This window comes from Pseudomonas sp. KH_050, from assembly GCF_057838875.1.
Genome location: NZ_CM174478.1, coordinates 5740878 through 5765412 on the forward strand (window position 1 = coordinate 5740878; position 24535 = coordinate 5765412).

Annotated in this window: 29 protein-coding genes and 1 riboswitch; of the genes, 15 read left to right on the top strand and 14 right to left on the bottom strand. The window is 59.7% G+C overall.

Annotated features, from left to right (window positions below):
• Positions 1-73: 73 nt before the first annotated feature.
• From AC3IUA_RS26390 to AC3IUA_RS26400, 3 genes are all read left to right on the top strand, one after another.
• Positions 74-1039, top strand: coding sequence for a 2-hydroxyacid dehydrogenase (locus tag AC3IUA_RS26390; protein ID WP_489357765.1), 966 nt, complete (start codon positions 74-76; stop codon positions 1037-1039).
• Between the two features lie 33 nt (positions 1040-1072).
• On the top strand, positions 1073-2071 hold the full coding sequence (locus tag AC3IUA_RS26395) for a methyltransferase (RefSeq protein ID WP_489357766.1): 999 nt from the start codon (positions 1073-1075) through the stop codon (positions 2069-2071).
• A gap of 50 nt (positions 2072-2121) precedes the next feature.
• Positions 2122-2244: riboswitch (yybP-ykoY riboswitch) on the top strand.
• An 88-nt stretch (positions 2245-2332) separates the two neighbouring features.
• A complete protein-coding gene (locus AC3IUA_RS26400; protein ID WP_489357767.1) occupies positions 2333-2917 on the top strand; it encodes a TMEM165/GDT1 family protein in 585 nt (194 codons plus the stop codon).
• A 156-nt stretch (positions 2918-3073) separates the two neighbouring features.
• Here AC3IUA_RS26400 and AC3IUA_RS26405 read toward each other — a convergent pair whose 3' ends face one another.
• The 4 genes from AC3IUA_RS26405 to AC3IUA_RS26420 form a co-directional block, all read right to left on the bottom strand.
• Complete coding sequence (locus tag AC3IUA_RS26405; protein ID WP_489357768.1) at positions 3074-3892, bottom strand: M48 family metallopeptidase; 819 nt, start codon at positions 3890-3892, stop codon at positions 3074-3076.
• A 267-nt stretch (positions 3893-4159) separates the two neighbouring features.
• Positions 4160-4780: an SOS response-associated peptidase gene (locus tag AC3IUA_RS26410; RefSeq protein ID WP_489357769.1), complete on the bottom strand. Its 621-nt coding sequence runs from the start codon at positions 4778-4780 to the stop codon at positions 4160-4162.
• A 36-nt stretch (positions 4781-4816) separates the two neighbouring features.
• On the bottom strand, positions 4817-5077 hold the full coding sequence (locus AC3IUA_RS26415) for a putative signal transducing protein (RefSeq protein ID WP_489357770.1): 261 nt from the start codon (positions 5075-5077) through the stop codon (positions 4817-4819).
• Positions 5078-5088: 11 nt separating this feature from the next.
• The gene (locus tag AC3IUA_RS26420) at positions 5089-5271 is read right to left on the bottom strand and encodes a CPXCG motif-containing cysteine-rich protein (protein WP_489072338.1); all 183 of its coding nucleotides are present in this window, start codon (positions 5269-5271) and stop codon (positions 5089-5091) included.
• A gap of 142 nt (positions 5272-5413) precedes the next feature.
• Here AC3IUA_RS26420 and AC3IUA_RS26425 point away from each other — a divergent pair, with 142 nt between their 5' ends.
• Complete coding sequence (locus AC3IUA_RS26425; protein WP_489357771.1) at positions 5414-6580, top strand: 1-acyl-sn-glycerol-3-phosphate acyltransferase; 1167 nt, start codon at positions 5414-5416, stop codon at positions 6578-6580.
• Between the two features lie 143 nt (positions 6581-6723).
• On the opposite strand, the gene AC3IUA_RS26430 is transcribed toward AC3IUA_RS26425, so the two are convergent.
• The gene (locus AC3IUA_RS26430) at positions 6724-7092 is read right to left on the bottom strand and encodes a DUF6124 family protein (protein ID WP_489357772.1); all 369 of its coding nucleotides are present in this window, start codon (positions 7090-7092) and stop codon (positions 6724-6726) included.
• Positions 7093-7443: 351 nt separating this feature from the next.
• Positions 7444-7731 (bottom strand): hypothetical protein, encoded by a 288-nt coding sequence (locus tag AC3IUA_RS26435; RefSeq protein WP_489357773.1) that lies wholly within the window; start codon positions 7729-7731, stop codon positions 7444-7446.
• A 192-nt stretch (positions 7732-7923) separates the two neighbouring features.
• Between AC3IUA_RS26435 and AC3IUA_RS26440 the strand changes: the two genes are divergently transcribed.
• Positions 7924-8130: a hypothetical protein gene (locus AC3IUA_RS26440; protein WP_489357774.1), complete on the top strand. Its 207-nt coding sequence runs from the start codon at positions 7924-7926 to the stop codon at positions 8128-8130.
• A gap of 126 nt (positions 8131-8256) precedes the next feature.
• On the opposite strand, the gene AC3IUA_RS26445 is transcribed toward AC3IUA_RS26440, so the two are convergent.
• Positions 8257-8841: a YajG family lipoprotein gene (locus tag AC3IUA_RS26445; protein WP_489357775.1), complete on the bottom strand. Its 585-nt coding sequence runs from the start codon at positions 8839-8841 to the stop codon at positions 8257-8259.
• 204 nt (positions 8842-9045) lie between these two features.
• Here AC3IUA_RS26445 and AC3IUA_RS26450 point away from each other — a divergent pair, with 204 nt between their 5' ends.
• The gene (locus AC3IUA_RS26450; RefSeq protein WP_489357776.1) at positions 9046-9279 is read left to right on the top strand and encodes a hypothetical protein; all 234 of its coding nucleotides are present in this window, start codon (positions 9046-9048) and stop codon (positions 9277-9279) included.
• A gap of 740 nt (positions 9280-10019) precedes the next feature.
• A complete protein-coding gene (mqo, locus tag AC3IUA_RS26455; RefSeq protein WP_489357777.1) occupies positions 10020-11528 on the top strand; it encodes a malate dehydrogenase (quinone) in 1509 nt (502 codons plus the stop codon).
• A 159-nt stretch (positions 11529-11687) separates the two neighbouring features.
• On the opposite strand, the gene AC3IUA_RS26460 is transcribed toward mqo, so the two are convergent.
• The 4 genes from AC3IUA_RS26460 to AC3IUA_RS26475 all read right to left on the bottom strand — a co-directional run bounded on the left by AC3IUA_RS26460 (position 11688) and on the right by AC3IUA_RS26475 (position 13613).
• On the bottom strand, positions 11688-11975 hold the full coding sequence (locus AC3IUA_RS26460; protein ID WP_489357778.1) for a PA4642 family protein: 288 nt from the start codon (positions 11973-11975) through the stop codon (positions 11688-11690).
• Between the two features lie 63 nt (positions 11976-12038).
• A complete protein-coding gene (locus AC3IUA_RS26465; RefSeq protein ID WP_489357779.1) occupies positions 12039-12524 on the bottom strand; it encodes a hypothetical protein in 486 nt (161 codons plus the stop codon).
• 54 nt (positions 12525-12578) lie between these two features.
• Complete coding sequence (locus tag AC3IUA_RS26470; RefSeq protein WP_489357780.1) at positions 12579-13052, bottom strand: WbuC family cupin fold metalloprotein; 474 nt, start codon at positions 13050-13052, stop codon at positions 12579-12581.
• Positions 13053-13055: 3 nt separating this feature from the next.
• A complete protein-coding gene (locus tag AC3IUA_RS26475) occupies positions 13056-13613 on the bottom strand; it encodes a hypoxanthine-guanine phosphoribosyltransferase (protein ID WP_489357781.1) in 558 nt (185 codons plus the stop codon).
• A gap of 165 nt (positions 13614-13778) precedes the next feature.
• Between AC3IUA_RS26475 and upp the strand changes: the two genes are divergently transcribed.
• Together upp and AC3IUA_RS26485 are read left to right on the top strand one after the other, a co-directional pair.
• Positions 13779-14417, top strand: a complete 639-nt coding sequence (gene upp, locus AC3IUA_RS26480) for a uracil phosphoribosyltransferase (protein WP_150802132.1) — start codon at positions 13779-13781, stop codon at positions 14415-14417.
• Between the two features lie 2 nt (positions 14418-14419).
• Positions 14420-15694, top strand: coding sequence for a uracil-xanthine permease family protein (locus tag AC3IUA_RS26485; protein ID WP_489357782.1), 1275 nt, complete (start codon positions 14420-14422; stop codon positions 15692-15694).
• Between the two features lie 176 nt (positions 15695-15870).
• Here AC3IUA_RS26485 and hemH read toward each other — a convergent pair whose 3' ends face one another.
• Both hemH and AC3IUA_RS26495 read right to left on the bottom strand, forming a co-directional pair.
• Positions 15871-16893, bottom strand: coding sequence for a ferrochelatase (hemH, locus tag AC3IUA_RS26490; RefSeq protein WP_489357783.1), 1023 nt, complete (start codon positions 16891-16893; stop codon positions 15871-15873).
• Positions 16894-16904: 11 nt separating this feature from the next.
• A complete protein-coding gene (locus AC3IUA_RS26495) occupies positions 16905-17807 on the bottom strand; it encodes a TIGR01777 family oxidoreductase (protein ID WP_489357784.1) in 903 nt (300 codons plus the stop codon).
• A gap of 210 nt (positions 17808-18017) precedes the next feature.
• Here AC3IUA_RS26495 and AC3IUA_RS26500 point away from each other — a divergent pair, with 210 nt between their 5' ends.
• The 6 genes from AC3IUA_RS26500 to AC3IUA_RS26525 all read left to right on the top strand — a co-directional run bounded on the left by AC3IUA_RS26500 (position 18018) and on the right by AC3IUA_RS26525 (position 23738).
• A complete protein-coding gene (locus tag AC3IUA_RS26500; RefSeq protein ID WP_489357785.1) occupies positions 18018-19004 on the top strand; it encodes an NAD(P)/FAD-dependent oxidoreductase in 987 nt (328 codons plus the stop codon).
• A gap of 227 nt (positions 19005-19231) precedes the next feature.
• Entirely contained in the window at positions 19232-20197 is a 966-nt protein-coding gene (locus tag AC3IUA_RS26505) for a YbgA family protein (RefSeq protein ID WP_489357786.1), read from the top strand.
• On the top strand, positions 20197-21138 hold the full coding sequence (locus tag AC3IUA_RS26510) for a MerR family transcriptional regulator (protein WP_489357787.1): 942 nt from the start codon (positions 20197-20199) through the stop codon (positions 21136-21138). Before AC3IUA_RS26505 ends, AC3IUA_RS26510 begins: the two co-directional genes overlap by 1 nt.
• A gap of 19 nt (positions 21139-21157) precedes the next feature.
• Positions 21158-22603, top strand: a complete 1446-nt coding sequence (gene phrB / locus AC3IUA_RS26515) for a deoxyribodipyrimidine photo-lyase (RefSeq protein ID WP_489357788.1) — start codon at positions 21158-21160, stop codon at positions 22601-22603.
• Positions 22604-22621: 18 nt separating this feature from the next.
• Positions 22622-23332, top strand: a complete 711-nt coding sequence (locus AC3IUA_RS26520) for an SDR family NAD(P)-dependent oxidoreductase (RefSeq protein WP_489357789.1) — start codon at positions 22622-22624, stop codon at positions 23330-23332.
• A 100-nt stretch (positions 23333-23432) separates the two neighbouring features.
• Complete coding sequence (locus AC3IUA_RS26525) at positions 23433-23738, top strand: YkgJ family cysteine cluster protein (protein ID WP_489357790.1); 306 nt, start codon at positions 23433-23435, stop codon at positions 23736-23738.
• A 172-nt stretch (positions 23739-23910) separates the two neighbouring features.
• Here AC3IUA_RS26525 and AC3IUA_RS26530 read toward each other — a convergent pair whose 3' ends face one another.
• On the bottom strand, positions 23911-24429 hold the full coding sequence (locus tag AC3IUA_RS26530; RefSeq protein ID WP_489357791.1) for an acyloxyacyl hydrolase: 519 nt from the start codon (positions 24427-24429) through the stop codon (positions 23911-23913).
• Positions 24430-24535 lie beyond the last annotated feature (106 nt).

The window sequence follows — 24535 nt, forward strand, 5'->3', positions numbered from 1 at the left end:
GGAGTAACGAATTGTTTCATCTGTTAGGCTCGCCACATTACGCCTTCAGGCAATCCCACAAAAGGTACAGTTGATGAGTAACAATCGCCGCGCCGTGTTCCTTGACCACACCTCCCTGGATTTGGGTGACCTCGACCTCAGTGCGCTGCGCAACAGCTTCAGCGACTTGCAGCTGTGCTCACAGACCACCCCGGATCAGGTCGTCGAACGCCTGCAAGGCGCCAGCGTTGCCATCAGTAACAAGGTCATGCTCAATGCCCAGACCCTGGCGGCCTGCCCCGAACTGAAGCTGATCCTGATCGCCGCCACCGGCATCAACAACGTCGACCTCGATGCCGCCCGCGCCCACGGCATCACGGTGAGCAACTGCCAGGGTTACGGCACGCCATCGGTGGCCCAACACACCCTCATGCTGCTACTGGCCCTGGCCACGCGCCTGAGCGACTATCAGAAAGCGGTCGGCGAGGGTCGCTGGCAGCAGGCCAAGCAGTTTTGCCTGCTGGATTTCCCGATTGTCGAGCTGGAAGGCAAGACCCTCGGCCTGCTCGGACATGGTGAACTGGGCAGCGCGGTAGCGCGACTGGCCGAAGCCTTCGGCATGCGTGTATTGCTCGGCCAATTGCCGGGGCGCCCTGCCCGTGCCGATCGCTTGCCGCTGAATGAACTGCTGCCGCAAATCGATGCGCTGACCCTGCACTGCCCGCTCAACGAACACACCCGCAACTTCATCGGCACCCGCGAACTGGCGCTGATGAAGCCTGGCGCCTTTGTGGTCAACACCGCGCGCGGTGGCTTGATCGACGAACAGGCGCTGGCCGATGCCCTGCGCAACGGCCACCTCGGCGGCGCGGCCACCGACGTACTGAGCGTCGAGCCGCCGACGGCCGGCAATCCATTGCTCGCCAACGACATCCCGCGGCTGATTGTCACTCCGCACAACGCCTGGGGCAGTCGCGAGGCGCGGCAGCGGATCGTTGGTCAACTGACGGAAAACGCCCAAGGCTTCTTTAACGGTACAGCGCTGCGGGTTGTCAGTTGATAAACTGCGCGCCATTTTTTCAAGGAGCAGACCATGGATCCGCGCAGTGAAGTACTGCTTCGTCAGGCTGAGTTATTCCAGGGCTCACTGCTGCTGGCCGGTTTGCCCGCCGATGACTTGCTGGGCAAATTGCCCAACGCCCACGGCTGGTGCTGGCACGCCGGTGATCAGGCCGCGCTGGATGCACGCTTTGCCGAGCGCAGCCATTTTGGCGTGAATGCCCCGGATCAAGGCTTCGAAACCGCGGTGCTGTTCCTGCCCAAATCCAAAGACCTGACCGACTACGTGCTGAATGCCCTGGCCTCGCGCCTGGCCGGCCGCGAGTTGTACCTGGTGGGTGAAAAGCGCAGTGGTATCGAAGGCGCGGCCAAACAACTGAACCCCTTTGGCAAACCGCGCAAACTCGACAGCGCGCGGCATTGCCAGCTCTGGCAAGTCACCGTGGCCAATGCCCCGGAGGCGGTGACCCTGGAGAGCCTGGCGCAAGCGTACGAACTGCCGCTGGCCGAAGGGCCGCTGAAGGTTATCAGCCTGCCCGGCGTATTCAGTCACGGGCGCCTGGATCGTGGCAGCGCGCTGCTGCTCGAACACCTGGACAAACTGCCCAGCGGGCACCTGCTGGACTTCGGCTGTGGCGCAGGGGTGTTGGGGGCGGCGGTCAAACGACGTTATCCGCATAACACCGTGACCCTGCTCGACGTCGATGCATTTGCGGCGGCCAGCAGTCGCCTGACCCTGGCTGCCAACGGCCTGGAAGCCGAGGTGTTGACCGGCGACGGAATCGACGCCGCCCCCATGGGTTTGAGTGCGATTTTGAGCAACCCGCCGTTCCATGTCGGGGTCCATACCGACTATCACGCCACGGAAAACCTGCTGCGAAAAGCGGCCAAACATCTGAAAAACGGTGGCGAACTGCGCTTGGTAGCCAACAGCTTCCTCAAGTACCAACCCTTGATCGAGGAGCACCTTGGGGTCTGTGCGATCAAGGCTGAAGGGCAAGGATTCAGAATCTACCGGGCCAAGCGTGGGTAACACGCTTTTGTAAAAAGAGGCTTGCCCAATCGGATTTGCCTAGGCAGAATCCGCTCCGTCCTAGGGGAGTAGTCTCCCACGAGCGCCATGCTCGTCCGGCATACGTCAACATACTTGGTCCTCAGATCATGGCGTATGCGACCCAGAGTCCGCACAGACGGACCGCAGGGTTTGACAAGACCTATGACACGAACACCTTACCCGGGGCGGGAAGGCTGTACGTGTCATAGCCGTGTCGACCCGCCCCTTAGGAAATACCTGATGCTGGATTCTCTACTCGTTCCTACCGCGATCGTTGCCTTGGCCGAAATCGGCGACAAGACGCAACTGCTTGCCCTGATTCTCGCTGCGCGCTTTCGCAAACCCTGGCCGATCATTGCCGGGATCGTTGCCGCAACCCTGGCCAACCATGCGGCAGCGGGCGCGGTCGGTGCCTGGTTCGGCAGCTTCTTCTCGGACGCCACCCTGCACTGGATCCTCGCCGCGAGCTTCGCCGCGACGGCGCTGTGGACCCTGGTGCCGGACAAGATGGATGACGACGAAACCAGCACTGCACGCAAATTCGGGCCATTCCTGACCACGCTGATCGCCTTCTTCCTCGCCGAGATGGGCGACAAGACCCAGGTCGCCACCGTAATGCTCGCCGCGCAATACCCGGAACTGTGGCTGGTGATCATCGGCACCACCCTCGGCATGCTGATTGCCAACGTGCCCGTGGTGTTGGCCGGCAACTTCGCGGCGGAAAAGCTACCCCTGACCCTGATCCGTCGCCTGGCGGCCACGGCATTCCTCATCCTCGCCATTGTCGCGGTGTACAAAGCGATGCAGATGAGCGGGTGGGTGTAGGTGCTGACGAACAAGACATTGCTGTCTGGCGGGTAATTGTCGCGAGGGGGGGCTTGCCCTAATGCTGCAAGGAGCTGCCGCAGGCTGCGATCTTTTGATCTTCAGTGCCTTTGATGACGCCAAAAGATCGCAGGCTACGCCAGTTCCTACAGGGATTCAGGTCTTCTTGGCCTTCAGGTAAAGCGGCATCACCTTCGGAATCGCTGCCTTCAACGAAGTCATCCGGCTGCTGGATGACGGGTGGGTGCTCATGAACTCGGGCGGCGAACCTTCCGAAGCCTTGCTCATCTTGGTCCACAGGGTAATCGCCGCATTCGGGTCGTAGCCGGCGCGGGCGGCCAGTTCGAGGCCGATCAGGTCCGCTTCGTTTTCATTGCCGCGGCTGTTGGGCAAGGTCATGCCGTAATTGGCCACGGTGTCCGCCAGTGCCAGGCTGTCCTGCCCCAGACCGAGCAAGACTCCGGCACCCTGCTTGGCCATTTCGATGCCATAAGCCTTGGACATCGCTTCACGGCCATGCTCGCGCAATGCGTGGGCAATCTCATGGCCCATGATCGCGGCGATTTCGTCATCGGTGAGTTTCAGGCTGTCGATCAACCCGCTGTAGAAAAAGATCTTGCCGCCAGGACCGCAGCTGGCGTTGAGCTCGTCACTCTTGATCAGGTTGACCTCCCATTGCCACTGGGCCGCATCCGGACGGAAATTCGGCGCCTGAGCAATCAGTCGGTCGGCGATTGTCTGGACCCGTTTGGCATCGTTACTGGTCTTGTCCAGCAAACCTTTACTGCTCGCCTCTCCCACCGTCTGCTGGTAGGACTGCGCATACATCTTGTTGACTTCAGCGGTCGACAGCATGCTGAACATGTACTGCTTGCGCTCCACACCCACTGCGCCGCCGCTGGTGGTGTTGACCGACTGACAACCGCTGAGCAGCAAAGCCGCGCTCAGTGCACACAAAACCAATGACTTACTCATGAATGCGCTCCCTGAAGACATGGCGCGTATCCTAGGTGGTGATGGGTATCGGCGCCAGATGCAACGGACGTGTAACAGCTGAATTTCAGATTCATCCGGGAAAAACCTCACCCGGATCCATCTGCAATGTCAGCCAGCAAGGCCCGAGGCACCCCCAAAAGATCGCAGTCCTGCGGTAGCTTCTCCAATATCATTGGTAGAACACACATCCCGTAGGAGCTGCCGCAGGCTGCGATTTTTTCGAATGCACCGCAGTCTCAAGTTGACTCAACCCGGCGTCAAACACTCCGGTGCATTGAGCTTCGGATCATTCACCAGATTGGCCAGCACCCGCTCGCGCAACGCTGCCGGCTCGCTGGCGAGCAACGCCTGCAAGCTGTGTAGCGGCGTTTCCGGGTTCAGCCAGGCTTCCTGGCCGGCGGCATCGAGAATCAGCGGACGACGCTGGCTTGAAGCTGCCTGGGTGACCACCGCGGTACTCAGCCAGACCTGCTCCTGCACCGGATAAGCCTCCCAGATCGCCGCGAAGAACAGCGCCGAACCCTCTCCCGGAGTCAACCAGTACGGACGCTTGCGGGTGGTGCCGCGCCATTCGTAAAAACCATTGGCCGGCAACAGGCAACGGCGCTGGCGAAAAGCCTCGCGAAACATCGGCTGCTCGGCCAGGGTTTCCGCCCGGGCGTGAGCCGGGGTCCGCGACATATCGGTCAGCCACGGCGGTGTCAGGCCCCAGCGAGCGCGGGCCAGGTTACGCTGACCGTCGGTCGCGCGCAGGATCAGTACCGAGTCGTTGGGCGAAATATTCCACTGCGCCTGCTGATCCGCGGGGAATCCTGGCAGGGCTGCGAAAGCGGGGTTCCAGCGAAACAGAGCATAACGTCCACACATGGGGCAACACGACTCTAGAACAAAACAAAGACCAGCCTAACAGACCAGAACGCCAGGAAAGCTTTCCGGTTCATCCCCCGGCAGCGGCAGCGCGGCATTGTACGCGGCGATCAGCTCCCGTGCGTATTGCGCTTGATCGTTATCCACCGCCAGACCGAGCAGACCGAGCACCGGCAACTCACCGGCCCCACCCAGCAGATCGCCACCCACCAGATGCGCTTCCACGCCTTCGCTGGCGAGCATGCCCTGCAGCAACTCGCCCTCCATCAGGTTTTCCGGTTCATAGATTCGCTGCATGCAGCCCCCCTTCACTCGTTTTCAGTGTGAACGTCGAGCATCCATTCCTGACCATCGGTTTGCAGCGTGAACACAATCGGCCGGCAGCACACCGGACAATCCTCAATGTACTGCTGATCGCCGCCGGAAAGGTCGAGTACGGCCTCGACCGTTTCACCGCAGTAAGGGCAGTCGTAGTGGGCAGTTTCGAGCATCGCGGTCTCCCGAGTGACTTGTGCGTATAATCGCCGGTCTATTTGCAGGGGCTATTTTTGTTTGAGCTTACTTTTCAGACCGTGCCCGGCTACTTTTTGATCCAGACCTTTTACTTACCCTAGCCGTTTCCAACAAGAGAGCATGATGGGCGAATTCGATGCCATCCGACCTTACGACGACAGCGAAGTCCCGGCAGTGCTGGCACGGCTGCTCGGCGACAAGGCGTTTCTAGATATCCTCACCCACTTCCGCTTCCCGCGCTTTGCCGGCGCCCTTGGCTGGATGCTCAAACCACTTATAGCTCATCGACTGCGGCGTGAGTTCGCCGGTATCACTTCGGTGGCCACGCTGCAGGACAAAGTCGAGTTTTACGTCGACCACACGATCGAGCGCGCCACTGACGGCGTGACCTACTCCGGCGTCGAACAGTTCAAGTCCGGCAGCGCCTACCTGTTCCTGGCCAACCACCGGGACATCGTGATGGACCCGGCCTTCGTCAACTACGCCATTTACCACGCAGGCCTGCCGACCCCGCGCATCGCCATTGGCGACAACCTGCTGCAAAAGCCGTTTGTCAGCGACCTGATGCGCCTGAACAAGAGCTTTATCGTGCACCGCTCCATCAGCGGCCGCCGCGAGAAAATGGCCGCCTATCAACTGCTGTCGGCCTACATCAGCCACTCGATCCGCAATGATTGCCAGTCGATCTGGATCGCCCAGGCCGAAGGTCGCGCCAAGGACGGCGATGACCGCACCGAGTCGGCGATCCTCAAGATGTTCCACATGAGCCGCAAGGACGAGCCGTTCGGCGAGGTCATCCGGTCGCTGAACCTGACCCCTGTGTCGATCAGCTACGAATACGACCCCTGCGATCAGGCCAAGGCTCGCGAGCTGTACATCCGCGCCACCACCGGCACTTACAGCAAGGTGCCGGGCGAGGACGATGCAAGCATCGCCAAAGGGATTACTGGCTACAAGGGCCGCGTGCACGTGAATTTCGCCGCACCGATCACCGAACTGTTCGAAGACACCAAGCAACTGGCGATCGAAATGGACCGGCAGATTCTGGGTGGCTACCGATTGTTCCCGGTGCACTACCTGGCGTACGCACAGTGGAACGACGCCGACCCGCAATTGCAGGTGCCGGCCGCCGCCGACCTGTTCCCGGCCGAGGAACTGGCCAAGGCCCAGGAAGAATGGCAACAACGCCTGGACGCCTGTCCGGTCGAGCACCGTCCGTTTATGGTCAAGCAATACGCAACACCGGTACGCAATCAGTATTTGGTGAAGGCGGGGTTGCTGCGCTAAGCGATGGCTGGATATGACAACGGCGCCTTTGGGCGCCGTTTTGGTTTCTGGAACGCGAGTCTTCGGCTTGGCGGATACCCTGTGGCGAGGGTGCTTGCTCCCTCGCCACAGGGTTTTGTGTCCGGCACCTTATTACCTTCTGCCTACACCTTCACCGCACCCTCGCGATCCATCATTTTCTCGACCAGCAACAACCCCAACTCCATCAGGCTGTAGATCGCCAGGGCGAGGTTGCGCTGTTTGCCTTCCAGATCGTCGGACAGGTCCAATGTCAGGGTGCTGGCCGAGCAGAAGGTTTCGTAGGTGTGGGCCATCAAGGCTTCGGGGTTGATGTCTTGGGCGACGGTGAAGAACTGGGGCGAACGCTCGTCGCTGGACGGCGGCTTTCCCAATGGTGGGATCAGGTAGTAATCAAGGGCCCGGCACGCGGCGGCGTGGAGCTTTTTTGAATCGAAGGCTTCGTAGGGCGAAACGTTTGGGATTTCAGGTGGGCTGGGGGTAACTTTGAACATTCGCTAAACTCCTTGAGTGTAGCCGCAACCACCTCGCGACTAAACGAAGGGGTGGCGGCTGTACGCAGGTTAGTCGACCGGGGAGTTCAGCAATACCGGCGCGCCGAAGCGCCCTGCGCACAGCTACCATTGAGTTCAGGGATGGGGAATACCTGACTGAGTGGAGCTGATACACCTTGCTAACAACCACGGGCGACTAAACCCGATCGCTGATAGGCAGCGACAGGAGAACCTTAGTGGCGCGGGGCAAGGCGCACAAGCCGGGGGATTCTGGAGGATTTGTAGGCCGCGGCGCAAGGCGCTGTAGTCAGTGAGGCGTGACGTTCACTTTAATCCCACTTGAATGCCGGCTCAGATCCAGGTGCTGATCCACGACACCAGCAGCGCCAAGGCCAGGCAGGCGAAGCCGAAGCAGTAGAAAAGCCGGTTCTTGCGCAAGGTTGCGACGTCCAGCAGCGGGATGGGCTGGTCGGTGCTGCGATTCTGGCTTTGCGCCTCGAGGCTGGCCAGGGCGCGTTGCTCTCGCCGACGGGTCGAGTGCAGCAGCCAACTGCCTGGGCAGGCAAACAGCAACGCGAGGACATTAATCAGTTTTGCCGGGTGGGCGTTGAACATGGACCAGATCAGTTGCAGCGACATTATCAACCTCGTGTAAGACATGCCATTGGGCCATCGAACAAGCACCCGCGCGCGGATTCTACCGAAAGCCCTGACGCATGCCCCGCCCTATTCGACCAAAGTGCGCCCTATTTGCCGATTAATTTACCCGGTCACGCTTTCGTCATCTAAACAAACCAGTCTGTTGCACCCGACACCGACACGGAGCTTGTCATGCTGCATGCAGAAAACCAGGATAGTCTTTATCTGATCTCCCCCAGCGACGAACAGGAAGCCCTGGTCGGCGGCTTGGCCTTCAACGTCCAGGACCGTCACTGGCTGGTGTATTGCGCCCTCGGCGGCCATCAGCATGCCGACCTGCCAGAGACTGACTTGTTGACCGGGGTGAGCATGCTCGACTTCTATGTCGAAGCCGCCTGAATTCAGGCCGGCATGAAAAAGCCCGGCTTCAGTGATGAAGCCGGGCTTTTTGATTTTGAGCAGTGTGCCGTCAAGGGCGAAGATCAAAAGATCGCAGCCTTCGGCAGCGCCTACACAGAGCCCACATTATTGGCCCAGGATCTGACCGATGGACGGATCCTTGAACAGTCGGGTCAGGGCATCGCTCAGGACGTCGCTCACCAGCTTGGTGTTGGTTTCCTGGTTCGGCGCCATGCCGAAGCGCTGGTCCAGGGAAGCGCCGTAACGGCCGCTGTAGCGACGGTTGGCGTTCGATACATCGGAGCGGAAGGTCGCGCCGATAGTCGCTTCGGTCACGTACATGCCTTGTTTAGGCGACTGATACTTCAGCTCGACCAGGGTCACGGTCACTTGCGGAGCGTTCAGCGCATTCGGGCTTGGAGTGAAACCCAGCAGACGCACGGCGGCTTCGGCCTGGGCTTGCAGCTTGGGCACGATATCGGCGCTGGCGACGCTGATGGCGCTGGTTTCAGGGTACAGACCGCCACGGGTCCCCAGGGTTGGCGACGGACGACCGTCGACCACTTTCACCACCACCGGCTGGCCCTGGCCCACAGGCGCGAGCTGGGCCGTGAGTTTCGGTTGCGGGCTGAGTTGTTGCGGGCTGTGGGCGCAGCCGACCAGCGTCAAGCTGGTCACAGTGATCAAACCGAACAACAGGCGTTGCAACATGCTCATCTCTCCAGAATCAGGCACAAACAGGCGCGCAGTATAGCGGTGGGCCAGTGCCGCTAACTAGCGCTACGCAACACTTGCTCAAATGTCTGACCCGGACGCTACGGGCGGGTTCCTGTCACACAGCCGTCACAGTTTTTACATCGGTCTGTCATGCCTGGCTGGCAACCTTCGATTCAGTCACCCAGCAGGTACTCCACCATGCGCTTTCTCCGGTCCTTGTTCGCTCCACGCCAGCAATACCGCAGCTTTGCCTTGCTCGACCAAAAGGGTTGCTGCCAGGCATTCAAGCAGTGCAGCCTGCCGCCAATGGGCGCCAACTGGGTCGAAATCGAAGAAGTTCGCCTCAACTGGCTGCAGCGACCACTGCCCGCCGACGCCCGGATCACCCCGCGCATGTCCCGCTCACGAGCACATTACGCGCTGACCACCTGACCAAACGGCTAATAAAAGTCATTTAACAAGACCATTTCCGTGCGTTTCTTCGCTACAATCTCCCCCCGATTATAAGGACGTCTCCTGATCGGGCCTCGCAGCATCGCTAATGCGCTTGCATTAGCTCCCCCGCACCGCCCACAGAGAGCCGCCCACACAGATCGAGTGAAGCTGGCGCGCTTGCTGTTTTTCCTGCAAACCACCACTTTTCGCGAATCTGCCAGAGCTGCCATTGCGCTCGGTCACTGAGTTGTTTGCCCGTTTTGCCTGTCATGCATCCCATGACGGCAGTTAACCTCGGGCCCGGTGCCAGGCTGGGGCAGCCCTTTTTGAGGTTCACGTCTTCAAAAGAGCGTGAAAAAACGGGTTTTCACTACTTCACAAGAGTGTGGCGAGCAAATGAATAGTTTTGCGTCTGAAAATGCACTATTAGCGTCTGAAACAGCCCAATTACACAGGACCGAGCACTCCTCAAGAACTGGAGCCTGAAGCCTGTCCGCTACGGATTTGGTTGCACAAACGGACGCCTTGACCATAAGTCGAATTGCCTGCGGCGCGCTGAAGTGAGTTCATATGAACTTCAGGCCGGTTGGTAGCGTCCGTCGAAGTTGCGAAAAATTGCGAAGATTCGGACATGGCGATCCTGGCCATGGGTGACCTGGGGCTAATTTGAAGCATGCCCCGTAACTCTTGGCAGCTATGCCGTCAATTTGGTGCTGCAGATTTTGGAGACGCGTTAAATGGCGCATAACGAAGCAGTCGACGTGGTATTGGTTGGGGCGGGCATCATGAGTGCCACCCTCGCTGTACTGCTCAAAGAGCTCGACCCCGCGATCAAGCTGGAAGTCGTCGAGCTGATGGATTCGGGTGCCGCGGAGAGTTCCAACCCGTGGAACAACGCCGGTACCGGTCACGCCGGGCTGTGTGAGCTGAACTACACGCCACAGGCCGGGGATGGCTCCGTCGATATCAAGAAAGCCGTGCACATCAACACCCAATTTGAGGTGTCGAAGCAGTTTTGGTCCTATCTGACCAAAAAAAGCACGTTCGGCTCCTCGAAAACCTTCATCAGCCCGGTGCCGCATCTGAGCTTCGTGCAGGGCGGGGATGGCGTTTCGTTCCTGAAAAAGCGCTTTGAGAAGCTGCACAAGCACCACGCCTTCGCCGACATGGAATACACCGAAGACAAGGCGAAAATGGCGGAGTGGATGCCATTGATGATGCCGGGGCGTCCGGCTGACGAAGTCATCGCCGCCACCCGCGTGATCAATGGTACCGATGTCAACTTCGGCAACCTGACCAACCAGTTGCTCCAGCACCTGACCAGCGCACCCGATGCCCAGGTCAAGTACTGCAAGCGTGTCACCGGCCTCAAGCGTAACAACGGCGGCTGGACCGTCAGCATCAAGGACGTGAACACCGGCAACTCCCGTGATGTCGACGCCAAATTCGTCTTCCTCGGCGCCGGCGGTGCTGCGCTGCCGTTGCTGCAGGCCTCGGGCATCGAGGAAAGCAAAGGCTTCGGCGGCTTCCCGATCAGCGGCCAGTGGCTGCGTTGTGACAATCCGGAAGTGGTCAAACATCACCAGGCCAAGGTCTACAGCCAGGCTGCCGTGGGTTCGCCACCGATGTCCGTGCCGCACCTGGACACCCGTGTCGTCGATGGCAAGAAGTCCCTGCTGTTCGGACCTTACGCCGGCTTCACCACCAAGTTCCTCAAGCACGGCTCGTTCATGGACCTGCCGATGTCGGTTCGCGCCGGCAACATCGGCCCGATGCTGTCCGTGGCCAAAAACAACATGGACCTGACCAAGTACCTGGTCAGCGAAGTGATGCAGTCGATGGAGCAGCGCCTGGAGTCCCTGCGTCGCTTCTATCCAGAAGCCAAAGCAGAAGACTGGCGCCTGGAAGTGGCCGGTCAGCGCGTGCAGATCATCAAGAAGGATCCGAAGAAAGGCGGCGTTCTGCAGTTCGGTACCGAACTGGTTGCAGCCAAGGACGGCTCTCTGGCCGCCCTGCTCGGCGCTTCGCCGGGTGCCTCGGTGACCGTTTCGATCATGCTTGAGTTGATCGAACGTTGCTTCCCGGAAAAAACCAAAGGCGTTTGGGCGACCAAACTCAAGGAAATCTTCCCGGCTCGGGAAAAGGTCCTGGAAACCGACGCTGCGCTGTACCGCAAGATCAACAAGCAGAACAATCTCAGCCTGGAACTGGTTGAGCCAAGCAGCGAGACCCCAAGCTACGCTTGAAGTCATAGCGCATAAAAAACGCCCCGTTCTCCTTGAGAGCGGGGCGTTTTTTTATGTCGTTTAAAAGATCGCAGGCTGCGCCGACCGAATTTACCCGTCGGCTCGCCGATCCCCTGTAGGAGCTGCCGCAGGCTGCGATCTTTTGATCTTGTTTCTATGTCAGCCGCGAGCCTTCTGGATCAACTCGATGTACTCATCGGCATTACGCTGATCCTGGACCAGGGCAACAAAATCCTTACCGTGCTCGTCCTTGCCATCCAGGTCGTAACCGGCCTCGACAAAGAACCCCAGAAAGCGCTCGAAATCGTCGATACGCAGGCCACGGTAGGCCTTGATCAGTTTGTGCAGGGACGGCGATGTGGCATCGACCGGCTCGAAATCGAGGAACAATTTGATCTGCGCATCGCCGATCTCGTCACCAATCACCTGTTTCTTATCTTTACGCATTGCCGACTCCAGCTCGCAGACGTTTCACGGGGCGGGCAGTTTACCCCCCGCCAGCCTCTGCGCTCAACGCGCGCGTACGGCCCCGGTGTGCAGATCGGCCCAGACATGCCCGTTGGCATAGCTCAGGAACTGGCAATAAACCGTGTCATTGCGCAGCAGATCGATGATCACCCGGTACTGGGCCATCGGGTAATACAGGGTGAGAGTCTTGGTCTTGTCGTCGAACACCGGCTTTTTCAGGCTTTTGCTTTCACCATCGAAATTGACCAGTACCTGATTAATCGCGGCGCCCTTGTTCAGCGACTTGCCCTTCAACCGGATCATCACCGGTGAAGTCACCGGGATCGGCTGCTGATTGGATTGACGCTGACTGCCGACCACCACCGAGTATTCGGTGACCTGTAGCAGTTGCTGCTGTTCAGGCTGAGCATCACGCAGGGTCAGATCGTCTGGCGGCAGGAACTGCGCGTGCATCGGCGCTGGCGCGGCCTCCAGCGGCAGGCAGAGTGCCAGCAACACAGCGGCGCAACTGCGAATCAAAAGGCTCATGACGGGCTCCGGAGACATGGCCGAGCACTCTAGCATGGGGGCACAACGCAGCAATCAATCGAACTGCGCGCGCATCCAGGCCTGATACTCGGCCACGCCTACCTCGCCTTCGCGCGGCGCCCAATGCGCCAGCTCGCCTTCGCCCACCGGCCGATAAGGCCCGGATTTGCATTCGAACATCAGGCTGTCGGCTTCCAGCACCACCAGGCCGTGGAACACCCCCGGTGGCAAGTCCACGCCCAGGCAATCGCCGCCTGCCTGCAGCACACGCTTGCTCAGTACCTGACCCGACTCGTCGAAAATCAGCAGGCCGAGGCGGCCCTTGAGGACCAGCAGGGTTTCGGCCTTGTCGGCACCCAGATGCCGATGGGGCGGAATGTAGGTCGAGGGTTGCAAGCCCACCGCCATCCGGTGGCACGGTTCTTCCATCTGATGGAAGTTGTGATGCTGCCGGCCACGAGGGTTGGCCGCGGCTTTCTCGGCCAGTTCGCAGAAGAGTGATTGATCGAGAAAGCTCGGGGTTGGCATGTCTTACATTCCTTTGACGGCAAAAATGCCGTTCGCATTGCGCCAGTAGCCTTTGTAGTCCATGCCGTAACCGAAGATGTAGCGGTCGATGCAGGGCAGGCCGACGAAATCTGCTTTCAGATCCGGGCGAGCCTTGCGGTCGTGATCCTTGTCGATCAGCACGGCAGTGTGTACGGCGCTGGCGCCGGCGTGTTTGCAGAAGTCGATGATCGCGCCCAGGGTATGACCTTCGTCAAGGATGTCGTCGATGATCAGTACGTCACGGTCGATGAACGAGACTTCCGGCTTGGCTTTCCAGAACAGGTCGCCGCCGCTGGTTTCATTGCGGTAGCGGGTCGCGTGCAGGTAGGACGCTTCCAGTGGAAAATTCAGGTGGGTCAGCAGTTTGCCGGAGAAAATCAACCCACCGTTCATCACACAGAAAACCACTGGATTGCGCTCAGCCAGTTGTTCATTGATTTGTGCACCGACACGGGCGATGGCCGCCTCGACTTCAGCTTCGGTGTACAGGCAGTCAGCCTCTCGCATGATTTGACGGATATGCTCGAGATCAGCGGACATGGCGCTCTCCAAGGGGGTGGCGGATTCGGAAAAGCGGGCAAAGGTACGCATCCGGCGGAGCCAGATCAAGCCTTTCTGGACTAACGTACAGCATGTCTATAGGACAACACCCTCGGATAGATTAATCTAGGCCGGTTTTTTTGCCCGCCGCCGGAGCCATTCCCTATGCCCATCCGTGAGATCCGCCATCCGCTGATCCGCCACAAGCTCGGCCTTATGCGCCGCGCCGACATTAGCACGAAGAACTTCCGTGAGCTCGCTCAGGAAGTCGGTGCCCTGCTCACCTACGAGGCAACCAAAGACCTGCCGCTCGAGAGTTACGACATCGAGGGCTGGTGCGGCACCGTTTCAGTCGAAAAGATCGCCGGCAAGAAAATTACCGTGGTACCGATCCTGCGCGCCGGTATCGGCATGCTTGAAGGTGTCCTCAGCCTGATTCCGGGTGCCAAGGTCAGCGCCGTTGGCGTGGCTCGCAACGAGGAAACCCTGGAAGCCCATACGTACCTGGAGAAGCTGGTTCCGGAAATCGACGAACGCCTGGCAATGATCATCGATCCGATGCTCGCCACCGGGGGTTCGATGGTCGCGACCATCGATTTGCTGAAAAAAGCCGGCTGCAAGGATATCTGCGCCATGGTGCTGGTCGCCGCTCCCGAAGGCATCGCTGCCGTCGACAAAGCTCACCCCGACGTGACCATCTACACCGCGTCCATCGATGAGCGCCTGAACGAACACGGTTACATCATTCCTGGCCTGGGTGATGCCGGCGACAAGATTTTCGGTACCAAGCAGAAGGACGCGTGAGCATGCAGGACGAGTTCAACGACCCGCTCTGGCGCCAGGTCCTGTCGGGTGCGCAGATGCTGTTCGTGGCGTTTGGCGCGTTGGTGTTGATGCCGCTGATTACTGGTCTCGATCCCAATGTCGCGCTGTTCACGGCGGGCCTGGGGACTCTGTTGTTCCAAGTGGTCACCGGGCGTCAGGTGCCGGTGTTCCTGGCTTCGAGCTTTGCCTTTATTACCCCGATCATTCTCGCCAAGGGCCAGTTCGGCCTTGCCGCGACCATGGGCGGGGTGATGGCGGCCGGTTTCGTTTATACCTTTCTGGGTGTGGCAGTAAAGATCAAGGGCACCGGCTTCATCGACCGGCTGCTACCTCCCGTGGTGATTGGCCCGGTGATTATTTCCATCGGCCTGGCCATGGCGCCGATTGCCGCCAACATGGCGATGGGCAAGGCCGGCGACGGCACTGAGCTGATCCCTTACCAGACCGCCATGCTGATTTCGATGCCGGCGCTGCTGACCACCTTGATCGTGGCCGTTTTCGGCAAAGGGATTTTCCGCCTGGTGCCGATCATCTCGGGCGTGCTGGTGGGCTTCGGCATGGCGTTCTTCTTCGGCGTGGTCGATACCGCGAAGATTGCCGCCGCTCCCTGGTTCGCACTGCCGCAGTTCACCGCTCCAGAGTTCAACTGGCAGGCGATTCTGTTTATCGTTCCGGTGGCGCTGGCGCCGGCCATCGAGCATATCGGCGGGGTAATCGCGGTCGGTAGCGTGACAGGTCGCGATTACCTGAAAAAACCCGGTCTGCACCGCACCCTGTTCGGTGATGGCATCGCCACCACCGCTGCCGGACTGCTCGGCGGCCCACCCAACACCACCTATGCCGAAGTGACCGGCGCGGTGATGCTGACCAAGAACTACAACCCGAAAATCATGACCTGGGCGGCGATCTTCGCCATCAGCCTGGCGTTTATCGGCAAGTTCGGTGCGCTGCTGCAGAGCATTCCAGTGCCGGTGATGGGCGGGATTCTCTGCCTGTTGTTCGGCTCGATCGCCGCGGTGGGAATGAACACGATGATTCGCCACAAAATCGATCTGGGCGAAGCGCGCAATCTGGTGATTGTGTCGGTGACCCTGGTGTTCGGGATTGGCGGCGTGCTGGTGGGCACCGGAACCGGCCCGGATGACTTCGGCCTCAAAGGCATCGCCTTGTGTGCGGTGGTGGCGATAGCGCTGAATCTGCTGTTGCCCGGCAATGACAGCTGGAAGCACAAGAAAGCGGATGAGTCGTTGCTGTAACTGACACAAGCAGGTCCCCTGTGGCGAGGGGGCTTGTCGGAACGCCGCATCGCCCCGCTGGGTCGCGAAGCAGCCCTAAAACCTGCAATCACATTTCGTCAGGCACACCGCAACCACTGGTTTTACGACTGCTGCGCAGCCGAGCGGGGGCCAGCCCCCTCGCCACAGGTCTGCATTTACAACGCTCGCGGCGCCCGCTCGCACAGCGCATTCAACGCCTGTGCCCACTCGGGGTTGTCGTTTAAACAGGGCACCAGCACCAGTTCCTCGCCCCCCGCTTCGCGGAACTGTTCACGCCCGCGATCACCAATCTCTTCCAGCGTCTCGATGCAATCGGCAACGAATGCCGGGCACATCACCAGAATCTTCTTCACGCCTTGGGCTGCGAGGTCCTCAAGCCGCGCTTCGGTGTAGGGCTCGATCCATTTCGCGCGGCCCAGCCGCGACTGGAATGACACTGACCACTTATCCTCCGGCAACCCCAAGCGCTCGGCAAAGGCCCGGGCCGTTCGCAGGCACTGGCCGCGATAACAGGTCGCGAGGACCTTTGGCGATGCATCACGGCAGCAATCAGCCCCACCGTCGAAGCAATGCCCAGGGTTGAGTTTTTTCAGATGCCGCTCCGGCAAGCCATGGAAACTCAGCAACAGGTGATCGAAATCCTGCTGCAGGTGCGGTTTGGCACTGGCGACCAACGCGTCCAGGTATTCCGGCTGGTCGTAGAATGGTTGCAGCACCGAGAACTGAATATCCAGCTGCTGGTCTCGCACCACCCGCTTGGCCTCTTCGATCACCGTGGTCACGGTGCTGTCGGCAAACTGCGGGTAGAGCGGCGCCAGGGTAATTTTCTTGTGCCCTTGGGCGACCAGACGGGTGAGCGTCGTCTCAATCGACGGCTCGCCGTAACGCATCGCCAACTCCACCGGGCCTTGTGTCCATTGCTCGCTCATCGCCTGTTGCAGGCGTCGGCTGAGGACCACCAGCGGCGAACCCTCCTCCCACCAGATCGACGCATAGGCATGGGCCGACTGTTCAGGGCGCTTGATCAGAATCAGTGAGACCAGCAGACGCCGCACCGGCCATGGCAGGTCGATGACGTAAGGGTCCATCAGAAATTGATTGAGGTAGCTGCGCACATCAGCCACCGAAGTGGAGGCAGGCGAACCCAGGTTGACCAGGAGCAACGCGTGATCGGTCATGCAACGTCCTTTCAAAGGCGGCTGGATAAATCGTCCAGTGCCGCACGTAAGTCAGTGAACTGAAAAGTAAAACCCGCCGCCAACAAACGCGTCGGCGTGGCCCGCTGGCCACCCAGCAGCAACAGTGACAACTCACCCAGGCCAACCCGCAAAACCAGGGTTGGCACCGGCACTATCGCCGGCCGGTGCAACACGCTGCCCAGGGCCTGGGCAAACTCGCGATTGCGTACCGGGTTGGGCGCGCAGGCATTATAAGGACCACTGGCATCTTTCTGATTCAGAAGAAAATCAATCAGGGCGATTTGATCCTTGATATGAATCCACGGCATCCACTGCCGACCACTGCCAATAGGCCCGCCCAGCCCGAGTTTGAAGGGGATTAACAGCCGCGACAAAAAGCCGCCCTCGGCGGCCAGCACCAACCCGGTGCGAATCAGCACCACGCGGATGCCCATGGTCTCGGCACGTTGCGCGGTCTCCTCCCAGGCGATACACAGCTGACTGGCGAAATCTTCATTGATCGGCGGCGAGCCCTCGGTCAATTCGCGCTCGCCACCATCGCCATACCAGCCCACCGCCGACCCGGAAATCAGCAGCTGGGGCTTTTGTTCGCGGCTTTCCAGCCAGGCAAGCAGGGTTTCAGTCAGGTTGATCCGGCTGCTCCAGAGCAATGCCTTGCGCTTGTGGGTCCAGGGCCGACTGGCAATTGGCGCACCGGCGAGATTGATCACCGCGTCGAGCGGCTGATCGCCAAACTCCTCGAGGCGCTCGATTGCGCGGACCTCGACACCGCAGAGTTTGGCCACCTGATCCGGTCGACGACTCCAGACAGTCAAGCGATGACCTTGGGTCAACCAGTGTCGGCAGAGCTGACGTCCTATCAAACCAGTACCGCCGGTCAGCAATATGTGCATGACAACTTCCTCGCGTGGCGTTTTACCCTTATCACTAGTCTATTTTTATAAGCAGGGAGCTTTTGAATCGGGCAGGCTCTATGGTTAACCATAGGACAACCTGCCTGGAACAGCTTGCAAGACCGAGCACGGCAAAAGTTATACAACAAAACATTATTGTACAGGTTTAAACCGACGGCGTAGTCTGTACAGAAGGTAAACGAGGCCCCTATGACTGTACCTATCGCAATCATCGGCACCGGCATCGCCGGACTCTCAGCCACCCAGGCACTTCGTGACTTCGGGCATGAAGTGCAGCTTTTCGATAAAAGTCATGGCAGCGGCGGACGCATGTCGAGCAAGCGCAGTGAAGCGGGTGTTCTGGACCTGGGGGCGCAGTACTTCACCGCCCGTGACCGCCGCTTCGTCAACGAAGTCCAGCGCTGGCAAGCCAATGGCTGGGTTGCCGTGTGGTCCCCGCAGCTCTACAACTTCCACGGCGGCCAGCTCAGCCCTTCGCCCGACGAACAGACTCGCTGGGTCGGGACGCCGCGCATGAGTGCCATCACCCGCGCCCTGATCGGTGACATGGCCGTGCAGTTCAACTGCCGTATCACTGAGGTTTACCGTGGCGAGCAGCATTGGCATCTGCAAGATGCCGAAGGCTTCACCCATGGCCCGTACAGTCATGTGGTGATTGCCACTCCCGCCCCTCAGGCCACCGCCCTGCTGGCTGCCGCGCCGAAACTGGCGGGGGCCGCTGCCAGCGTGAAAATGGAGCCGACCTGGGCTATCGCCCTGGCCTTCGAAACCCCGCTGGATACCCCGATGGAGGGCTGCTTCGTACAGGACAGTCCGCTCGACTGGCTGGCTCGCAACCGCAGTAAACCGGGGCGCGACAACACCCTGGACACGTGGGTACTGCACGCCACCAGCACCTGGAGCCGGCAACATATCGATCTGCCCAAAGAGGCAGTGATCGAGCAACTGCACGGCGCTTTCGCCGAGTTGCTGCACAGCGCCATGCCCGCTCCGAGCTTCAGCCTTGCCCACCGCTGGCTCTACGCCCGCCCGGCCGGCACTCATGAATGGGGCGCCTTGGCCGATGCCGACCTGGGTCTGTATGCGTGTGGCGACTGGTGCCTGTCCGGACGCGTCGAAGGAGCCTGGCTCAGCGGTCAGGAAGCTGCCCGCCGCTTGCATGAACACCTGCAGTGAAGCGCATTGACCCGAGCAAATTGCTGCTGTCGAAATGGACAGCAGCCCATTGGCAAAACCACTAAAACATTTTTCTGGTCATCGAACCGGGAATCAGGTCCTACCGATAAACCAGACCTCTCCGAAAAACCTATACAAAAAGTTTGACTTGTACACCTTTGTATCTATGATGCATTAAAGTTGTACGAATAAAACTATCGGTACAGGTGTAGATCAGAGGTCCCCCCATGCCCGGCGACGTTACTGCGACCCGACCGAAAATCGCTGTCAGCGCATGCCTGATGGGCGCCGAAGTCCGTTACAACGGTGGGCACAAGCAATCGTACCTGTGCAGCCACACCCTCACAGACTATTTCGACTGCATTGCAGTCTGCCCGGAAGTCGCTATCGGCCTGGGCATTCCCCGTGCGCCGATCCGTCTGGTGGGTGATCCGCAGCATCCGGATGCCGTCGGCACGGTTCATCACGAGGTCAATGTCACTCGACCCTTGGCTGATTACGCCTCAAAAATGGCCGGCGAACTGTATGACATCTGCGGCTACATCTTCATGCAGAAGTCGCCGTCCTGCGGTCTGCACCGGGTAAAGGTCTACCAGGATAACGGCATGCCGATTGATGGCGGCGGCCGCGGGATCTATGCCCAGGCGTTCTGCGCGTTGCATCCCGACCTTCCGGTAGAAGAAGACGGCCGTCTGAATGATCCGGTACTGCGCGAAAATTTTCTGACTCGGGTTTTCGCCTATGTCGCCTGGCAGCAGTTGCTCAAGGAGGGCTTGAGCCGCCGCCGGCTGACCGAATTTCACTCGCGCTACAAATACCTGCTCATGGCCCATAACCCGGTGCAATACAAAACCCTGGGCAATGTGCTCGGCAGCATGGGCAAGTCCGACCCTGCCCTGCTCGGCCCTCGGTATTTCAGCGAGCTGATGGCGGCGCTAAAAAAATGCGCCACCCGCCGCACCCATGCCAATGTTTTGCAACATCTCAGTGGTTACCTCAGGCAAGCCATCAGCGCTGAAGACAAACAGGAAGTGCAACACGTCATCGGCCAGTACCGCCAAGGAATCGTGCCGTTGGTGGTACCGCTGACACTGCTCAAGCATTACTTTCGCCAACACCCGGATCCGTACATTGCGCAGCAGGTTTATCTGCAGCCGCACCCGGAAAATCTCAGCCTGCGAAATGCGATCTAATGAAAACCATACCCGACACCAGTGCCAGCGAAGACCTCGGCCCGGACTTCGAGAAGGCCCTGGACGAAGGCTGGCTGCCAATCCGCGAAGTGGCCCGGCAGACCGGGGTCAACGCGGTTACCCTGCGCGCCTGGGAGCGGCGCTACGGGCTGATCGTGCCCCAGCGCACGCCCAAGGGCCATCGGCTGTTCTGCGCCGAACACGTGCAACGGATCCTGATCATCCTCACCTGGCTCAATCGCGGCGTCGCCATCAGCCAGGTCAAACAACTGCTCGATACCCCTCAGGCCTTTACCGGGCCCGTTGAAAGCGATTGGCAAGTGTTGCGCCAGACGGCACTGCAAGCGGTCAGTCAACTGGCCGAACGCACTCTTGATGACACCGTCAATCAAGCCATGTCGCTGTACCCGCCGCGAACCTTGTGCGAACAGTTGCTGATGCCATTGCTCGCGGAGCTGGAGCAGCGCTGGCTGGGCCAGTTCGGCGCGCAAATGGAGCAGGTATTTTTCTATTCCTGGTTACGCAGCAAGTTCGGCGCGCGGATCTACCATAACAACCGCCAGTTGCGCGCCGCACCGCTGCTGTTGATCAATCACTCGGACCTGCCCCTCGAGCCTCACCTGTGGCTCACCGCCTGGCTGGTGAGCAGCGCCGATTGCCCCGTGGAAGTCTTCGACTGGCCGCTGCCCGCGGGCGAACTGGCGTTGGCCGTCGATCACCTGCAAGCCCGTGGCGCACTGCTCTATTCGAGCCAAGCGATAAATTTGAACCAACTGACGAAACTTCTGAATGGCGTCAGCTGCCCAAAAATCATTGCCGGCCCCACGGTGCGCATCCATCACGCCGAGTTGTCCCTGAAAACATCTGAAATGGCTGATTTGTTCCTCGCCGAAGACCCTTTGTCGGCTCACCAGGGATTGGTTCAATGCGGTCTGATTTAAGGCTTTTCCTGGAATGACCATGCAATTGATCTGGTTGCGCAGCGATCTGCGCGTACATGACAACACTGCCCTCTCGGCCGCAGCGGCAAGCGGCCCGACGGTAGCGGTGTACGTGCTGAGTCCGAAGCAATGGCTGGCCCACGACGACGCTCCGTGCAAAGTCGACTTCTGGCTGCGCAATCTGCGTGAGTTGAGCACAGCCCTCGGTGAGCTGAATATCCCCTTGCTGCTCTGCCATGCCAGCACCTGGGAACAGGTGCCGCAGGTATTATTCGATTTATGCCGGCAACACCGGATTGAAGCGGTTCATGCCAACGAGGAATACGGTATTCATGAAAGCCAGCGTGATACGGCCGTCAATAACCTGCTGCAAGCCCATGGCATCACCTTTCATCGTTACCTCGATCAATTGTTGTTCAAGCCCGGCAGCGTGCTGAGCAAGACCGGCAGCTATTTCCAGGTCTTCAGCCAATTCCGTAAAGTCTGCTACGCCCGCCTGCACAGTATGCTACCGCGATTGATCAGCGCGCCAAACGCCCAGTTGCCGCTGACCATCGGCAGCGATCCGGTTCCGTCACAGGTAGAAAGCTTCGCGCCACCCGGCGAGGCATTGCGCAAACTCTGGCCTGCGGGTGAAACCGAGGCACGGCGCCGTCTGGAGCGTTTTGCCGAGCAGCAGATCGACTACTACAAAAGCGAGCGAGACTTTCCGGCCAAGCCTGGCACCAGCCAATTGTCCGCCTACCTGGCCGCCGGGGTGATCTCGCCACGCCAGTGCTTGCACGCCGCCTTGCAAAGCAACCAGGGTGAGTTTGAAAGCGGCAATGAAGGTGCCGTTACCTGGATCAACGAATTGCTCTGGCGCGAGTTCTACAAACATATTCTGGTGGGCTACCCAAGGGTCTCCCGGCACCGCGCATTTCGCCCGGAAACCGAAGCCCTTCCCTGGCGCCACGCCCCCGAAGAACTGGCCGCCTGGCAACAGGGGCGGACCGGCTTGCCGATCATCGACGCTGCCATGCGTCAATTGCTGGAAACCGGCTGGATGCACAATCGGTTGCGAATGGTCGTGGCGATGTTTCTGACCAAGAATCTGTTGATCGACTGGCGGCAAGGCGAGCGCTTCTTCATGCGCCACTTGATCGATGGCGATCTGGCGGCGAACAACGGCGGCTGGCAATGGAGTTCGTCCACCGGCACCGATTCGGCGCCCTACTTCCGCATCTTCAACCCGCTAAGCCAGTCGGAGAAATTCGATACGCAAGGGCTGTTCATCAAGCACTGGCTGCCGGAACTGGCAAACCTGAACAATAAAGATATCCACAACCCGGCCGCCATGGGCGGGTTGTTCGGCGTAACTGGCTACCCACCGCCGATCGTCGATCTGAGCCAGTCTCGGCAACGGGCTCTGGCCGCATTCAGGAGCCTGCCCTCGCGACAGGCCGCGCGAGCCGGGCATGAATAAATTTACAAGGAGAATGGGATGAGTCGTACACCTCCACGTCGTATCTGGCTGACCGGTGCCGGCAGCGGAATCGGGGCCGCGCTGGCCGAGGAACTGCTCACGTCAGGGGCCCACCTTGCTCTCAGCGCACGCGCTGTCGCACCGCTGCATGCGTTGGCCGCGCGGTTTCCGGGGCAGGTACTGCTGGTCCCCGGCGACCTCACCAACAGCCAGCAGGTGCGGGAGATCGGCGAACGCATCAGTGAAACCTGGGGCTCGCTCGACAGCTTGATTCTCAATGCCGGGACCTGTGAATACGTCGACGCCAGACAGCTCGACAGCTCCATCATCGAACATGTGGTGCGCACCAACCTACTGGCCAGCAGTTATTGCATCGAAGCCTCCCTGCCCCTGTTGCGGGCCGGGAACAAACCGCATCTGGTGGGCATCGCCAGTTCAGTGACCTATCTGCAGCTACCGCGAACTGCCGAGAATGGCGCCCGCAACACTGGCCTGCGCGCTTTATTCGAATCCTTGCGAGTCGATCTGGCACCGCAAGGCATTGACGTCACCGTACTCAGCCCGGGCTTCGTCGACACTCCATCGACCAAGGACAAGGACTTGCCCATCCCGCAGGATTGGCCGCTGGACAAGGCCGCACGGCATGTACTGGGGGAAATCCAGAGTCGTCCGCCGAAAATCGCTTTTTCGGCCTTGAGCCTGTCCGAGTTCTGGCCACTGCCGAAGTAGCCGGCTCGGGTGAAGCACTGATCGGCAACCACAAGGGCGCATCACTGCGTCCGTCAGGCCTTTCACACAACCGTGGCGCGCTGCCTTACACTGCGCGGCTATGACCAATATCCCCCTCACCGAGATCGCCGAACCGGCTGTCACCTGCTCCACGTGCGCGGCCTGCTGCTGCCAACTGGAAGTCATGCTGATCACCGACACTGGCGTGCCTGAACGTTTTATCGACACGGACGATTGGGGCGGGGAAGTCATGCTGCGCCTGGATGACGGCTGGTGCGCCGCGCTGGATCGCAACAGCATGATGTGCACCATCTACGAGAAACGCCCGCTGATCTGTCGGGAATTCGAGATGGGTGCGCCAGAATGCATCGATGAACGATTGGGAATTACGACGGCATATCGCTGAAAAACTTATCACTTGTGGCCATGATCAACTGTGGCGAGGGAGCTTGCTCCCGCTGGGCCGCGAAGCGGCCCTAAGATCTGCAACTCTGTTGTGTCAGATAAAACAGTTTCATCGGATTTGCGACTGCTCCGCAGTCGAGCGGGAGCAAGCTCCCTCGCCACAGGGCGCAGACTTACAACGTCATCGTGTAATGCAACGCGTAACTCTCTACACCGTCGTTGGGGCTGGTAATACCAGCGTTGGAGTAATGCGTCGCGCGAACCCCGACTTCATGCCCACCGGCAAAGCGCAGGCCAAAACCGAAACGGTCCTCGAACTGAAAGGCCGACCCCAGGTTGTTGCTCTCCACCTCGGTGGTGGCGAACAGGGCTACGCCTACCCCTAATTCAATGTACGGCTTGACGGTTTCACCGGCGAATTCATACACAAATACCGGTGAGAACGACAGGCTGTGATTACTGGAGGTCTGGTCGCCATCCCAATAGGTGTAGGCGGCGTCCCAGTAACCGGTCACGCGGCCGACACTCGTCTGTAGCCAGCTCTTGTCCCAATCCAGTTGCACGCCCAGACGATAGGCCATCGTAGACTCGCCAGTCTGGCCGACCGAGAACTCGACACCCGCCGCCTGTGCCGAAAAACTGTGCCCCAGTATGGTGGCTGCAATGGCAGCCAAACAGAACAGTCGCTTCATGAGAAACATCCTTTTGAGAACGTTTTTGTATTGTTCTTGTACTACTCAAGAGACTAGCTATAGAAGTCGCTGCACATGCAGAAGTTCAGCGCTTTTGAGCGTTCTT